This window comes from Micromonospora sp. bgisy143 (assembly GCF_057708145.1).
In genome coordinates this window covers 19,919-33,728 of record NZ_JBYIRN010000022.1, presented here as the reverse complement: position 1 = coordinate 33,728, position 13,810 = coordinate 19,919, and the positions used below count along the sequence as shown (strand labels likewise).

Annotated in this window: 15 protein-coding genes; 9 read left to right on the top strand and 6 right to left on the bottom strand. The window is 71.7% G+C overall.

Annotated features, from left to right (window positions below; all coding sequences use genetic code 11):
• The first annotated feature begins 19 nt into the window (after positions 1-19).
• Both AC3EN4_RS23255 and AC3EN4_RS23250 read left to right on the top strand, forming a co-directional pair.
• Entirely contained in the window at positions 20-1,426 is a 1,407-nt protein-coding gene (locus AC3EN4_RS23255; protein ID WP_435207815.1) for an OFA family MFS transporter, read from the top strand.
• Positions 1,423-1,548, top strand: coding sequence for an MFS transporter small subunit (locus tag AC3EN4_RS23250; protein WP_422740306.1), 126 nt, complete (start codon positions 1,423-1,425; stop codon positions 1,546-1,548). Before AC3EN4_RS23255 ends, AC3EN4_RS23250 begins: the two co-directional genes overlap by 4 nt.
• Before the next feature lie 42 nt (positions 1,549-1,590).
• On the opposite strand, the gene AC3EN4_RS23245 is transcribed toward AC3EN4_RS23250, so the two are convergent.
• Entirely contained in the window at positions 1,591-2,319 is a 729-nt protein-coding gene (locus AC3EN4_RS23245) for an SDR family NAD(P)-dependent oxidoreductase (RefSeq protein ID WP_435207814.1), read from the bottom strand.
• 162 nt (positions 2,320-2,481) lie between these two features.
• Between AC3EN4_RS23245 and AC3EN4_RS23240 the strand changes: the two genes are divergently transcribed.
• Both AC3EN4_RS23240 and AC3EN4_RS23235 read left to right on the top strand, forming a co-directional pair.
• The gene (locus tag AC3EN4_RS23240; RefSeq protein WP_435207813.1) at positions 2,482-2,943 is read left to right on the top strand and encodes a peroxiredoxin; all 462 of its coding nucleotides are present in this window, start codon (positions 2,482-2,484) and stop codon (positions 2,941-2,943) included.
• Between the two features lie 73 nt (positions 2,944-3,016).
• Positions 3,017-3,706: a hypothetical protein gene (locus AC3EN4_RS23235; protein ID WP_435207812.1), complete on the top strand. Its 690-nt coding sequence runs from the start codon at positions 3,017-3,019 to the stop codon at positions 3,704-3,706.
• A 60-nt stretch (positions 3,707-3,766) separates the two neighbouring features.
• Here AC3EN4_RS23235 and AC3EN4_RS23230 read toward each other — a convergent pair whose 3' ends face one another.
• Positions 3,767-4,219, bottom strand: coding sequence for a MarR family winged helix-turn-helix transcriptional regulator (locus AC3EN4_RS23230; protein ID WP_435207811.1), 453 nt, complete (start codon positions 4,217-4,219; stop codon positions 3,767-3,769).
• Between the two features lie 95 nt (positions 4,220-4,314).
• Here AC3EN4_RS23230 and AC3EN4_RS23225 point away from each other — a divergent pair, with 95 nt between their 5' ends.
• On the top strand, positions 4,315-4,746 hold the full coding sequence (locus AC3EN4_RS23225) for a MarR family winged helix-turn-helix transcriptional regulator (RefSeq protein WP_435207810.1): 432 nt from the start codon (positions 4,315-4,317) through the stop codon (positions 4,744-4,746).
• 13 nt (positions 4,747-4,759) lie between these two features.
• Here AC3EN4_RS23225 and AC3EN4_RS23220 read toward each other — a convergent pair whose 3' ends face one another.
• The 4 genes from AC3EN4_RS23220 to AC3EN4_RS23205 all read right to left on the bottom strand — a co-directional run bounded on the left by AC3EN4_RS23220 (position 4,760) and on the right by AC3EN4_RS23205 (position 9,765).
• Complete coding sequence (locus AC3EN4_RS23220) at positions 4,760-5,947, bottom strand: WD40 repeat domain-containing protein (RefSeq protein WP_435207809.1); 1,188 nt, start codon at positions 5,945-5,947, stop codon at positions 4,760-4,762.
• 40 nt (positions 5,948-5,987) lie between these two features.
• Positions 5,988-7,166 (bottom strand): GNAT family N-acetyltransferase, encoded by a 1,179-nt coding sequence (locus tag AC3EN4_RS23215; protein ID WP_435207808.1) that lies wholly within the window; start codon positions 7,164-7,166, stop codon positions 5,988-5,990.
• Between the two features lie 170 nt (positions 7,167-7,336).
• Positions 7,337-8,335 carry a cytochrome d ubiquinol oxidase subunit II gene (gene cydB, locus AC3EN4_RS23210; RefSeq protein WP_422740314.1) on the bottom strand — a complete coding sequence of 333 codons (999 nt, stop codon included), beginning with the start codon at positions 8,333-8,335 and terminating at the stop codon, positions 7,337-7,339.
• A 14-nt stretch (positions 8,336-8,349) separates the two neighbouring features.
• On the bottom strand, positions 8,350-9,765 hold the full coding sequence (locus tag AC3EN4_RS23205) for a cytochrome ubiquinol oxidase subunit I (RefSeq protein WP_435207807.1): 1,416 nt from the start codon (positions 9,763-9,765) through the stop codon (positions 8,350-8,352).
• A 164-nt stretch (positions 9,766-9,929) separates the two neighbouring features.
• On the opposite strand from AC3EN4_RS23205, the gene AC3EN4_RS23200 reads away from it, so the two are divergent.
• From AC3EN4_RS23200 to AC3EN4_RS23185, 4 genes are all read left to right on the top strand, one after another.
• A complete protein-coding gene (locus AC3EN4_RS23200; protein ID WP_435207806.1) occupies positions 9,930-10,694 on the top strand; it encodes a lysophospholipid acyltransferase family protein in 765 nt (254 codons plus the stop codon).
• 228 nt (positions 10,695-10,922) lie between these two features.
• Positions 10,923-11,492 carry a hypothetical protein gene (locus tag AC3EN4_RS23195; RefSeq protein ID WP_435207805.1) on the top strand — a complete coding sequence of 190 codons (570 nt, stop codon included), beginning with the start codon at positions 10,923-10,925 and terminating at the stop codon, positions 11,490-11,492.
• A 113-nt stretch (positions 11,493-11,605) separates the two neighbouring features.
• Entirely contained in the window at positions 11,606-12,373 is a 768-nt protein-coding gene (locus AC3EN4_RS23190) for a glycerophosphodiester phosphodiesterase family protein (protein ID WP_435207804.1), read from the top strand.
• A gap of 21 nt (positions 12,374-12,394) precedes the next feature.
• Positions 12,395-13,786, top strand: a complete 1,392-nt coding sequence (locus tag AC3EN4_RS23185; protein ID WP_435207803.1) for an MFS transporter — start codon at positions 12,395-12,397, stop codon at positions 13,784-13,786.
• The last annotated feature ends 24 nt before the right edge of the window (positions 13,787-13,810 follow it).

The following is a 13,810-nucleotide window of genomic DNA, read 5'->3' as shown; positions in this document are numbered from 1 at the left end:
CTCGGAGAGGAAGCAGCGCATGCTGTCCGCACTCGATCGTCGGCACACCGTCGCGCCGCCCGGCTACAGCCGGTGGCTCATTCCCCCGGCGGCGTTGGCCATCCACCTGTGTATCGGTCAGGTCTACGCCACGAGCGTCTACAAGAATTCCTTGATCGCCCACTTCGACACGGGTCAGACCGCGATCGGGGTGATCTTCAGTATCGCGATCGTGATGCTGGGGTTGTCGGCCGCGGTGGCCGGGACGTGGGTGGAGGCGAACGGGCCGCGTAAGGCGATGTTCGTGTCGGCCTGTTTCTGGGCGGCGGGTTTCCTCGTCGGGTCGTTGGGCATCGCCACGAAGCAGTTGTGGCTGCTGTACCTGGGGTACGGGCTGCTGGGCGGCATCGGCCTGGGTATCGGTTACATCTCCCCCGTGTCCACGTTGATCAAGTGGTTCCCGGACCGGCCGGGTCTGGCGACCGGTTTGGCGATCATGGGGTTCGGTGGTGGGGCGATGGTGGCCTCTCCCCTGTCGCGGCAGTTGCTGTCGTTCTACGACCCGGGTTACGACCCGTCGAACGCGGGTTCGACGGCGTCGGGCAGCGCGCTGGTGTGGTTGTTCGTGACGCTGGGCCTGGGCTACTTCGTGATCATGATGTTCGGGGTGGCGAACGTACGGGTGCCGGCCGAGGGGTGGCGGCCGGCGGGCTTCGACCCGGCGTCGGTGGCGGCGAAGCCGTTGGTCACCACGGCGAACGTGTCGGCGGCGAACGCGGTGAAGACCCGGTCGTTCTGGCTGTTGTGGGTGGTGTTGTTCTGCAACGTGACGGCCGGTATCGGGATCCTGGAGCAGGCCAGCCCGATGATCCAGGACTTCTTCCGGGACAACGGGACGTCGGCGGTGTCGGTGGCGGCGGCCGGTGGGTTCGTGGGTCTGCTGTCGCTGTTCAACATGGCGGGCCGGTTCGTGTGGTCGTCGACGTCGGACGTCATCGGTCGTAAGCCGATCTACCTGGTGTATCTCGGTGTGGGCATGGTCATGTACGCGCTGTTGGCCCTGTTCGGGCACACGGCGACGGCGTTGTTCGTGTTGTTCGCGTGCGTGATCCTGTCGTTCTACGGCGGTGGGTTCGCGACCGTGCCGGCGTACCTGCGGGACCTGTTCGGCACGTACCAGGTGGGGGCGATCCACGGCCGGTTGTTGACGGCCTGGTCGGCGGCGGGTGTCGCGGGTCCGCTGATCGTGAACGGGTTCCTCGACGCGCAGGGCAAGCCGGGCACGTTGACGGCGGCGGCGTACCGGCCGGCGCTGTTCACGATGGTGGGTGTGCTCGCGGTGGGCTTCGTGGCGAACCTGCTGGTGCGGCCGGTGCCGCAGCGGTACCACGAGCCGGCGGAGCAGGACGTGGACGAGGTCACGGCGGGAAGGAGCGGGACGCGATGAGTGACGACGGCCGGTACGGGCAGCAGGCCCGGTTGTGGATTTCCTGGCTGGTGGTGGCGGTGTTGTTGGGCTACGGGGTCGTACAGACGGTGATCACGGCGGCGAAGCTGTTCACGCACTGAGAGCGTGGGGCCGGGGCGCGGACCGCGTCCCGGCCCAGCCGTTCACAGGGCGCCGGAGACCCGCAGCACCGCGCCGGCGGCGTAGGAGGCCTCCGGGCTGAGCAGCCAGGCGATGGCGGCGGCGATCTCGTCGGGTTCGCCGGCGCGGCCCAACGGGACCCGGTGGGCGGCGCTGTCGGGGCGGTCGGGTACGCCGGAGTCGGCGTGGATGTCGGTGCGCACGAGGCCGGGGGCGACGCCGTTGACGCGGATGCCGCGCGGGGCGAGTTCCTTGGCCAGGCCGACGGTGAGCGTGTCGGTGGCGGCCTTGACGGCGGCGTAGTGCACGTACTCCCCCGGGCTGCCGAGGGTCGCGGCGGCGGAGGAGACGTTGACGATGGCCCCGCCGTCGGTGAGGCGGCGGGCGGCCTGCTGGGCGCAGAGGACGTACCCGATGAGGTTGACGTCGACGACGCGGCGCAGGTCGTCCACGCGCAGGTCGGTGAACGGGCCGATGAGGCTGGTGACGCCGGCGTTGTTGACCAGGCCGGTGAGGGGGCCGAGTTGCGCGGCGGCGTCGAACAGGGCGGTGACCTGGTCGGGGTCGGTGGTGTCGGCGCGTACGGCGATGGCCTGGACGCCGGTGGCGTGCAGGTCGGCCAGGACGCTCGCGGCGGCGGCGTCGTCGCGGCGGTAGCACAGGGCGATGTGGTGGCCGGCTTTGGCGAGGCGGCGGGCGGTGGCCGCACCGATGCCGCGGCCACCGCCGGTGATGACGGTGACGGGTGTCATGGCGCCTCCACTGGGTGTCGGTGGGGTTGCGCCGACGCTACCGTGACCGGCGCGGGCGGGTCGCCGTAAGGAGGGTCACACGCGGCTCTGGTGGCGCACGGGGCGTTGCGGGGGTGATCGCTTACGCTTCCCGCGCGGTCGGTCGGACAACGGAGGTGCGCGGTGGCGGGTGTGGGTGTCGGCGATGTGGTGGACGATTTCGAGTTGCCGGACGAGACGGGCACGCCGCGTCGGCTGTCGGAGTTCCTGGCGTCGGGGCCGGTGGTGCTGTTCTTCTATCCCGGGGCGATGACGCGGGGGTGTACGGCGGAGAGCTGTCACTTCCGGGACCTGGCGGCGGAGTTCACGGCGTTGGGGGCGTCGCGGGTGGGGATCAGCCGCGACGAGGTGGCCAAGCAGGCGGAGTTCTCGCAGCTGCACGGCTTCGACTACCCGCTGCTGTCCGACGTGGACGGGACGGTCGCGCGGGCGTTCGGCGTGCGGCGGCGGGTGCCGTTGGAGGCGCTGAGCACGAAGCGGATGACGTTCGTGATCGGCACGGACCGGCGGATCATCGAGGTGATCCACAGCGAGGTCAGCATGAACGACCACGCGGATCGGGCGTTGCGGGCCCTCGGCGGCTGAACCCCGTGCGGCGGGTGTCGCAGTGAGCTGGTATCAAGACAGCAATCAAACAGGTGTACGGAAGAGGGTTGTGATGGATGCCGGCCAGGGTTTGTCCACTGACGAGGTGCAGAGCATCCGGGAGGCGTTGGCGGCCGGCCGTAAGCCGAGGGTGGTGTTCACCGCGGCGGCGGGGCAGATCGCCGGTCAGGTCGGCCAGGTGGTCGACCTGACCGATCCGGACGTGTCCGACGAGTTCGTCGTGGTGCGCTTCGGTCGTGACGAGTTGCCGTTCTCCCCCGCCGATCTGGCGGTCGCGCCCAAGGGCGCGGGCCGGCGGGTGGCCGCCGAGCCGAAGGCGGAGCCGGAGCCGGAGGCGACGCCCGCGCCGGCCGCGCCGGAGTTCGTGTTGGACACGCCGCGGGTGCCCGCGCAGCGACCGGAGGAGCCGAAGGTGAGCCAGGCCGAGAAGCCGCCGGCGCGGCGGGCGGTCAAGGCCGCGAAGCCCAAGGGGCCCGCGGGTCTGACGGTGACGCTGGCGTACGCCGACGGCGAGTGGACGGTCGCCGCGCAGCAGGGCAGCAAGGCCCTCGCGAAGCCGTACGTGGTGAAGCCGGCCGAGGCGTTGAAGATGGTGGCGCTGGTGGACGTGCCGGGTGTGCAGGAGGCGGTGGAGCAGATCCTGGGCGCCGAGCGGGCCGAGGCGGAGCAGCAGGCGGAGAAGCTGCGCGCGGAGCTGGCCGAGATCGAGGCCCGGTTGGCGGAGCTGCGCGAGGCCGGCTGAGCGACGCCGACGCGCTGTGGCGCGGTCCGCCGCTCGTCGGGGCGGGCCGCGCTGGCGGGGTCAGGAGCCGCCGTGGTGCTCGAGCAGTCGGGTGAGCAGGCGGGTCAGCTGGTCGCGTTCGGCGCTCGTCAGGGGTGCGAGCAGGTCGTCCTGCACGCGGGCGACGGTGTCGGCCATCCGGTGGGCTTCGTCGGCGCCGGCCTCGGTGAGGCTGATGACGTTGCGGCGGCGGTCGGCCGGGTCGGGGGCGCGTACCACGAGTCCCCGACCGACCAGGTCGTTGACGGCGGCTACGACGTCGCTGCGGTCGATGCCGCAGCGACGTCCCAGGTCGGCTTGGCTCGCGGGGCCGTTCTCGGTCAGCGCGGCGAGCAGCCGGTAGTGGTATCCGCGGAGGTCGTGCGCGGCGAAGCCGGCGCTGATGAGCCGGCCGGCGTGGGTGGCGGCCTGGTTGAGCAGCCAGCTGGGGGTGGTCCGCAGCCCGGCGGGTGACTGCGGGGCGGTGGCGTCCATGGCGGCAGCCTAACAGCAATCGTTGGCGTGACCCACAAAGCGTGCTACGTTGGCTCTACCAACGTTGGTCAAGCCAACGTTTCGAAGGAGGCATCGTGTCCACTCTCAACGGCCAGGTCATCGGCCAGGCCCACTTCGCCACCCGCGCCCTGCTCGACCGCGCCGTCGCTCCCCTGGGCGTCGACTTCGGCCAGGTCCTCGCGCTCAACGCCCTCACCGCCGGCCCGGTCGCCCGCACTCCTCTCGTGCGGCGCCTCGCGAACGCCCGCAAGGTCGACGAGTCGGCCGTGCACGAGGTGATCGACCGCCTCGTCGACGCCGGCCTGGCGCGGCTCGACGACACCACCGAGACGCGGGTACGGCTCACCGACGCCGGCCACGCCACGCAGGCCCGCATCGCCGAGGCCGTCGGTGGGATCACCGCCCGGCTGTACGGGGACATCCCGCCCGCCGAGGCCGACGTCGCCGCCCGCGTCCTCGCGCTCGTCACCGAGCGGGCCAACGACGAGCTGGCGGGGGTCGCCTGACCCGGGACAGGGCTCAGCCGCGCCGGTTCATGGCCGCCCGGATCCTCAGCCAGGACGGGTCGGCCGCGGAGGTGTCGGTGACCGCCGCCAGGTCGCCGGACTGCCAGACCCGCGTGCCGTCGGTGAGGTCGAGATGGTCCATGTCGACCACCGACGCCTCGGTGGTGCTGGCGAGGAACGCGGTCACCGGGGCCCCGGCTGCCTCGCCCGGATCGGCCGTGCCCACCGACAGCAGCAGAAGCGTGCCGTCGGCGCCGGCGACGACAAGCTCACCGGTGGCGGTGGCCGCCAACGCGGTCACCGCCACCTCGGGCAGCACCTCGTGCTCGACCATCCGACCCTCGTCGATGTCCAGCTCGACGACCACGCCGTCGGGCGTCCCGATCCAGAGGACCTGCGGCGACGAACCGAACGCGACGTTGTGCCGAGACCAGACGTTCATCTCGTCCAACCACTCCTGCGGGTACGGATACCCGGGGCTCGGCTCCCCCAGCGTCATGCCCAGGACCCGCCGGAGCGAGGGGAACTCGAACACCTCCAGCGAGTTGTCGTACGCGTTGCCCCGTACCGCGAAGTGCCGGCCGTCCGCGCTGAAGATCGGCGCCTCGTACCCGTCGCAGTCCAGGACCAGCGCCCGGCGCAACGGCCGCAGCACCGGCCCGGTGTCCACCGCGAAGAGCACCAGCGTGGCGCCCTGGTCGCTCTCCAGGGTGCAGACGAGACCGCCCGCCGGATGCGCCACCACCCCGGTGTCCCACCGGGGACCGCGCACTGTCGTTCCGGATGCGAGGTCGAGCGCGACCGAGTGCTCCCAGCCGTCCGGCCCCTCGGCGGGCGACAACCAGAGCGTCCGACCGTCCGGGCTGAATGCCACCTCCCGCTGGTACTCGGTGCGCGTCACGCCGTCGACCGGCGAGGTGCCCGAGGGTGTCCAGGCCACGACGCTCTCGGCGTCCGCCACCGCCAACAGCGGGTCGTCGGGATGCCAGGCGGCCGACGGCGTCCGCTCATCGTCGGTGTCCTGGGCGTAGCCGGCCGAGCCCACGCCGAGGGTGCCGCGCTCGCGCAGGTGCCCGTCGCCGTACTCCCAGATCCGGATCGCGGGACGGTCGGCGTCCCACGCCGCCACCAACGCAAGGCGCGGATGCGCCAGCAGCCGCTGCGCCGTCACTCCAGAATGGACGCGAGCCAGGATCTCCACCGGCACACCGTACCGGCGCCGCCCGTCCCCGACGGGGCCGTCAGAAGTAGTCGAGCAGTTGTGCCGGTCCGCCGGCGCCCAGCAGGTCCAGGGCGTCCGGCGCGACGCCGGCGGTGTGCAGCAGACCGGCCTGGGCCACCGCGCGGGCACCGGCCGCCCCGGCGTAGAGCAGCGCGAACCCGCGCACGTCCAGCCGCAGGTCCGCCTCGGCGTCGATCCGGGCCAGCTCGGCGTCGCCGTCGGCGACGGTCAACCGCCAGGTGCCGGTGTTCCACTCGGCGAGCGGGTCGGTGAGGTGGAAGTCGACGACACCTCGGGCGTGCGCGGGCCACCCCCGGGCACGGACCGCCCGTACGACGTCGACCGGGCGGTGCATCCACAGGTCCCGCTCGTGGTCACGGGCGGCCTCCAGCGGCAGGACGGTGCTGACGGCGTCACCGTCGAGCGGGCACAGTCGCAGGGTCGGCGCGACGCTGGCCCAACTGCCGAGGACCCCGACGAGTTCCCGGGCCGCGTCGGCGGTGGTGGCCAGGGCCTCGTCGACGGTCAACACCGAGTCGGCCCCGTACCCGCGACCGCGCTCCCAGGTGGCGTAGCCGACCAGGTCGCCGTCGTCCTCGACGAGGGTGAGCCCGTCACCGGGCAGCTTCGCGTCGGCGGTGAAGAAGTCGAACAGCGTGCCCTGGCGCGTCAACATGCCGTTGCGATGACGGGCGACCCGCTCGTACAGGTCGGCGACGGCGGCCAGGTCGGCGGGCGTGCCGGCGCGGACGGTCAGGTGCGACGCGGGCCGGTGCCGGGGCAGCGCGGCGGTGGCCAGGTTGACGGTACGCAGCACACCGGCCGCCTCCCACCCGCAGGCGCGGTACGGGGCAGCGATGGTCGGGTACAGGGCGCTGACCGCCGCGCCACGGTCGCGGGCGCCGGCCAGCAGGGCGGTGAGCAGGGCCCGGGCCACGCCCCGGCCCCGGGCCTCGGGGGCGACCGCCACCCCGGCGATGTCGGCCGCCGGGACGGCCCGGCCGGACCACCACTGGTCGTGGTGCAGGTCGACGGCCTTGCCGACGAGCCGACCCGTGTCGTCGAACGCGCCCCAGCGCGTCATGCCCGGCACCTCGACGGTGGTGCTGGGGGCACGCTCCTGGGTGGAGCCGAACGCCAACCGGCCCAATTCCCAGGCCGCGTCGAGGTCGTCGACGGTGAGTTCACGTACGCGCATCGGCACACCGTAGCGGCCCCTTCCCCCACCGCCCAGCCGATATACCCGCCCGCACGAACCCCGCCGATCATGGAGTTGTGGTGGGTGACAAAGCACCCTCGACGGCCCAGTTCGGTCACCACAAGTCCATGATCGGCAGCGCTGAGGGCCACGCCGGCCCCCGATGACGGTCAGTGTTGCGGGATGTTGGCCACGCCGATGCGCTTGCGGAAGACCCAGTACGTCCACGCCTGGTAGGCCAGCACGACCGGGGTGAAGATCACCGCCACCCAGGTCATGATCTTCAGCGTGTACGGGGTGGAGGCCGCGTTGGTGGCGGTGAGCGTGCCCGCCGCGTCGAGAGTCGACGGCAGCACGTTCGGGAACAGCGCCGCGAACAGGGTCGCCACGGCCAGGCCGATCGCCACGGCGGTGCCGGTGAACGCCCAGCCCTCCCGGCGTACCCGGGCGGCGGCCAGGCCACCGAGCAGCGCGAGGGCCGCGCCGACGGCGAGCACGACGGCGACCGCGCTGGAACGGATGCTCAACGTCCAGCTCAGGAAGCCCACCGCGAGCACGGCGGCCCCGACGCCCAGGCGCACCGCGAGGGCGCCGGCGCGCTCGCGGATGTCGCCGGTGGTCTTCAGGGCCAGGAACACCGCGCCGTGGGTGAGGAACAGCGCGAGCGTGGTCGCGCCACCGAGCAGGGCGTACGGGTTGAGCAGGTCGAGCAGGCCACCGACGTACTCGTGGTCGGCGTCCAGCGGCACACCCCGCAGGATGTTGGCGAAGGCGACGCCCCACAGGATCGCCGGCAGCAGCGAGCCGAAGAAGATCGCGGCGTCCCAGCGGCGCTTCCACGACGCCTCGGGGCGCTTGTGCCGGTACTCGAAGGCCACCCCGCGGGCGATCAGGGCCAGCAGGATGAGCAGCAGCGGCAGGTAGAAGCCGGAGAACAGGGTGGCGTACCACTCGGGGAACGCGGCGAACATCGCCCCGCCGGCGGTGATCAGCCACACCTCGTTGCCGTCCCAGACCGGCCCGATGGTGTTGATCAGGACGCGGCGTTCGCGGTCGTTCCGGCCGAGCACCGGCAGCAGCATGCCCACGCCGAAGTCGAAGCCCTCCAGGATGAAGTAGCCGGTGAACAGCACGGCGACGAGGAGAAACCAGATGGTGGTCAGGTCCACTATGGGCTCCGGGTTCAGTAGGCGAAGGCGAGCGGGCGCTCGGCGTCGTCGTGGGTGTCGTCGGCGGGGGGCTGTTCGCTGACGTCGGGTACGCCGGCCCTGGCGTAGCGCAGCAGCAACTTGACCTCGATCACGGCGAGGGTGGCGTAGATCAGCGTGAAGGCGGTGAACGAGGTCAGCACCTCGGTCAGCGAGACGCTGCGGGAGACGCCGTTGCGGGTGAGCATCTCGCCGAAGACGATCCAGGGCTGGCGGCCCATCTCGGTGAAGATCCAGCCGAACGAGTTGGCCAGCAGCGGCAGCACCGGCATGGCCAGGCCGGCGCGCAGCAGCCACCTGCTGCGCGGGGTACGGCCCTTGCGCTGGCTCCACAGCACCAGCAGGGCGATGGCCCCGGCCGCCAACCCGAAGCCGACCATGAAGCGGAAGCTCCAGTAGGTGACCGGGATGATCGGGGTGTAGCTGCCCGCGCCGTACTGGGAGGCGTACTGGGCCTGCAGGTCGTTGATGCCGTGCACGGTGCCGTTCGGGTCGCCGGTGCCCAGGTACGACAGCAGGTACGGGATCTTCAGGGCGAACACCTCGCGGCTGCCGTCGAGGCTGCCGATGGTGAGCACGGAGAACGAGGCGGGGCTCTCGGTGGTGTAGAGACCCTCGGCGGCGGCCATCTTCATGGGCTGCACGTCCGTCATGATCTTGCCTTGGATGTCGCCGGTGAACAGCACGGCCGCCGAGGCGACCAGGACCACCCAGGAGCCGAACTTCGTGGCGAAGCGGTACGCGCCGGTGTCGGCGGAGTCCCGGTTGCGGATCACGTGCCACAGGCCGACGGCCACGATCAGCGACCCGGCGACCAGGAACGAGCCGGCCAGGGTGTGCGGGAAGGTGATCAGGGCGACCTTGTTGGTCAGCACGGCCGGGAAGTCGGTCAGTTCGGCGCGTCCGCTGTCCGGGTTGATCCGGTAGCCGACCGGGTTCTGCATGAACGAGTTCGCGGCGAGGATGAAGTACGCGGACAGGTTCGTGCCGATGGCGGCGGCCCAGATGCTGGCCAGGTGCGCGCGCTTGGGCAGCCGGTCCCAGCCGAAGATCCACAGGCCGATGAAGGTGGACTCGAGGAAGAACGCGACGAGCGCCTCGATGGCCAGCGGCGCGCCGAAGATGTCGCCCACGAAGCGGGAGTAGTCGCTCCAGTTCATGCCGAACTGGAACTCCTGCACGATGCCGGTGACCACGCCCATGGCGAAGTTGATCAGGAACAGCTTGCCGTAGAACTTGGTCAGCTTGAGGTAGCGCTCGTTGCCCGTGCGGTGCCACATCGTCTGCAGGATCGCCACCAGCACGGACAGGCCGATGGTCAGCGGCACGAACAGGAAGTGGTAGACGGTCGTGACACCGAACTGCCACCGGGCGACGTCCAACGCGTCCACCTGGACCCCCAACTATGCGTACTACGAGACGTAGTAAATACTACTGCTCGTCGTAGAGAAAGGGGCAGGGCCGGGCGGCCCGAACCGGCCCGGGACCAATGACCCTGATCACTCGGGCCGCTCGCCCTCGCGGCCCCGTCGCCTCGTGCGAGGATGGCGCGCTGATGGACACGACGACCTGGCAGCCACCACTGCTCTGGCGGGCCGCACTTCTGCTGGCCCGCGCCCTGGTGGGTCTGCTCGCCCGCCTCGATGTCACCGGCGACGTCCCCGCGCACCTGCGCCAGGGACCGCTCGTGCTGGCCGCCAACCACATCAGCCCGTTCGACCCCCTGGTCATGATCGCCGCCTGCCGGGAGCGGGGCATCGCCCCACGGATCATGGCGACCGCCGGACTGTTCCGCACCCCCGTGCTCGGGGCCGCCATGCGCCACGTCGGGCACATCCGGGTCGACCGGGGCACCAGCGCCGTCCATCAGGCCCTGGACGACGCGGCCGAGGCCGTCGCGGCGGGCTCGGTGATCCTCATCTACCCCGAGGGGCGCATCGGCCTGGACCCCGGCATGTGGCCCGAGCGCGGCAAGACCGGCGTCGCCCGGCTCGCGCTGGCCTGCGGCGCTCCCGTCGTCCCGGTCGCCCAGTGGGGCGCCCACGAGGTGCTGCCGTACCGGGCGCCCAAGGGCATGCTGCGCGGCATCGCCCGCGCGCTGTGGCGTCGGCCGGTGATCCGGGTCCACTTCGGCGCACCCGTCGACCTCGGCGAGTCCAGCGCCAGCACGCCCGGCGCGGCCCGCCGGGCCACCGACCGCATCGTCGACGCCCTTACCGACACCCTCGCCCCCCTACGCCCCGACGAGCCCGACGCACCCCGACACGTCGACCCCGGCCGCCCCACCGACACCTCCCGCACCCACCGCCGCACCCCCTAACCCCGCCCCCGTCCCATCCCGACCCCGCCCCCGCGATCTTGCACTTTCTGTCGCGACATAACGGGTCAAAGGCGGCCATAACGACGACACAAAGCGCAAGATCGGCGTGACCGTGCGGCGCGGGCTCCCTCGGGTGGGGGAGGCGGTTGGCTCGGGGTGGGGATCAGCGCGGTCGGGACTGCGACGAGGCTGGACTCGTCAACATCACCGACACTGGGGGGTTCTTCAATGGTCAGGTACGCGCGGGTCGGGACGGCAGCGGCGGGGGCAGTGGCGCTGGTCGCGGTGGGGTCGTCGACGGCGTGGGCGCAGCCCACCGCACCCAGCGGCACGTCGCCGCCGAGCACGCCCGCCATGGTCGCCGGGGCGGGGCACTTCGTGTACGACGAGCCGAACATGGTGGGGCACCGGATCTGGTTCGGCGTCGCCGCGGTCACGACCGTCGACGGGTCGACGCGTGGCGAGTTCCGTTACCGGCACGCGCTGCCGGACGGCACCGAGGTCGCGCGGGGACGGGCCGACGTGACCTGCCTGCGGGTCGTCGGGAACGTCGCGGTGTTCACGGCGATCGTCCCCGACGGCCTCGACCCGGTCCGTAACCACGGCTACTACGTCAAGATCATTGACGGTGGGCGGCAGCCCGACGTGATCGTCGACGCCCAGACCCAGAACGGGACCGAGCCGCCACCCACCGGCTGCCTCGACCCCGAGACGGAACTGCCCCCGGAGGCGCCCGCACGCCCCCGCTACCCGATCCTCGCCGGCGGGTACGTGGTACGCGGCGGTCCCCACCCGTAGGCCCCCTGGCGCTCCCGTCTCACGGGGGTGACGGGGGCGCCAGGGCCCCGCGGGCGGACGAATGTCGCCGCCAGGCCACCTGCCCTCCACCGGGCGCGGGCATACTGCGTCGCGTGCTCAACCGATGCGCCTACCTCGACGCGCCCGCGCCGCTGGCGTTCGCCCACCGCGGCGGGGCCGCCGAGGGCGACGAGAACACCACCACGGCGTTCGCCCGGGCCATCGGGCTCGGTTACCGGTACGTGGAGACCGACGTGCACGCCACCGCCGACGGAGTCCCGGTGATCTTCCACGACGCGACGCTCACGCGGGTCACCGGTGAGGCGGGGCGCCTCGCCGACCTGAGCTGGGCCGACCTCGCCTCGGTACGCGTCGGCGGCGCCGCCGTCGTACCCCGGCTCGACGAGGTGCTGGACGCCTGGCCGCAGGTCCGCTTCAACATTGACGTGAAGGCCGACGGCGGCGTCGCGCCGACCGTCGCCACCCTGACCCGGGTGGGCGCCGCCGACCGGGTGCTGCTCGCCTCGTTCAGCGACGCCCGACTGGCCCGGCTGCGGGCGCTCACCGGGGGACGCGTCGCCACCAGCCTCGGCATGCGGGCGGTGGCGCGGCTGCGACTGGCCTCCCTGCACGGTCGGCCGCTGCGACTGCCCCCGTCGGTGGTCGCCGCGCAGGTGCCGCCCCGGTACGGGCGGGTGCCGGTGGTGGACCGCCGGTTCGTCGACTACTGCCACCGGCTCGGCCTTCAGGTGCACGTCTGGACGATCGACGAACCGGACCAGATGCACGACTTACTGGATCGTGGCGTGGATGGCATCATGACCGATCACGTCGGCGTGCTGCGCGACGTCTACCGCAGCCGCGGCCACTGGACCGCCTGAACAGCACCGAAGGAACCCCCGATGGCCGAGACCGTGACCCCCACGGTGACCGACACCCCGCCCCCGGCGAGCACCCCCCGCGAACGCCGCGGCTGGTACCTCTACGACTGGGCGAACTCCGCCTTCCAGTCCACGGTGATCACCGTGTTCCTCGGCCCGTTCCTGACCACCGTCGCCGAGACGGCCGCCGGCTGCGAGCTGGGCGCGGACAGCTGCGACGGGTACGTGCACCCGCTGGGCATCCGGGTGGCGGCCGGGTCGTACTACCCGTACCTGATCTCGTTGTCGGTGTTCCTGACCGTGTTCGTGCTGCCGGTCATCGGGGCGATCGCCGACCGGTCGCCGCACAAGAAGCGCCTGCTCGGCGGGGCCGCGTTCACCGGCGCCGGGGCGACCATCGCGATGGCCTTCGTCACCGGCGACCGGTACCTGCTCGGCGGCGTGTTGTTCCTGATCGCCAACATCTCCTTCGGCGCCGCGATCGTGGTCTACAACTCGTTCCTGCCGCAGCTCGGCGGCCCGGACGAGCGCGACGGCATCTCCAGCCGCGGCTGGGCGCTGGGCTACCTCGGTGGTGGCCTGTTGCTGGCGCTGAACCTGGCCGCGGTCTCGCTGCTGAGCGAGGACGACAACCCGCAGCGCACCCTGGACCTGGCCCGCTGGTCGATCGTGTCCGCCGGCGTGTGGTGGGCGGTGTTCACCCTGGTGCCGCTGCGCTGGCTGCGCGACCGTCCCGTGACGGCGGCCCTGGCCGCGCGGGGCAACGTGCTCACCGACGGGTTCCGGCAGCTCGGGCACACCCTGCGCGAGGTCAGGGCGTACCCGCTGACGTTGTTCTTCCTGCTCGCGTTCCTGGTCTTCAACGACGGCATCCAGACCGTCATCACGATGGCCAGCCAGTACGGCACCGAGGAGTTGCGGTTGGAGCAGAGCACCCTGATCGTCACGATCCTGCTGGTGCAGTTCCTCGCCTTCGGCGGCGCGTTGCTCCTCGGCGCGCTGGCCCGGCGCATCGGCGCGCGCAAGACGGTGCTGATCAGTCTGGTGCTCTGGACCGGTGTGATCCTTGGCGTGTTCTGGCTGCCCGCCGAGGCGCCGGTGCCGTTCATGGCGCTCGGCGCCTGCATCGGCCTGGTCCTGGGTGGCAGTCAGGCGCTGAGCCGGTCCCTGTTCAGCCAGCTCATCCCCGCCGGCAAGGAGGGCGAGTACTACGGTTTCTACGAGATCAGCGACAAGGGCACGAGCTGGCTCGGCCCGCTCGCGTTCGGCATCGTGTTCCAACTCACCGCCTCCTACCGGGTGGGCCTGATCTCACTGGTGGGCTTCTTCGTGGTCGGGTTCGTGCTGCTGTTGGCGGTGCCGATGCGCCGGGCCATCATCGCCGCCGGTAACACGCCGCCCCGGGTGCTCTGAGCACCTGCGACGCACCTGACCGAT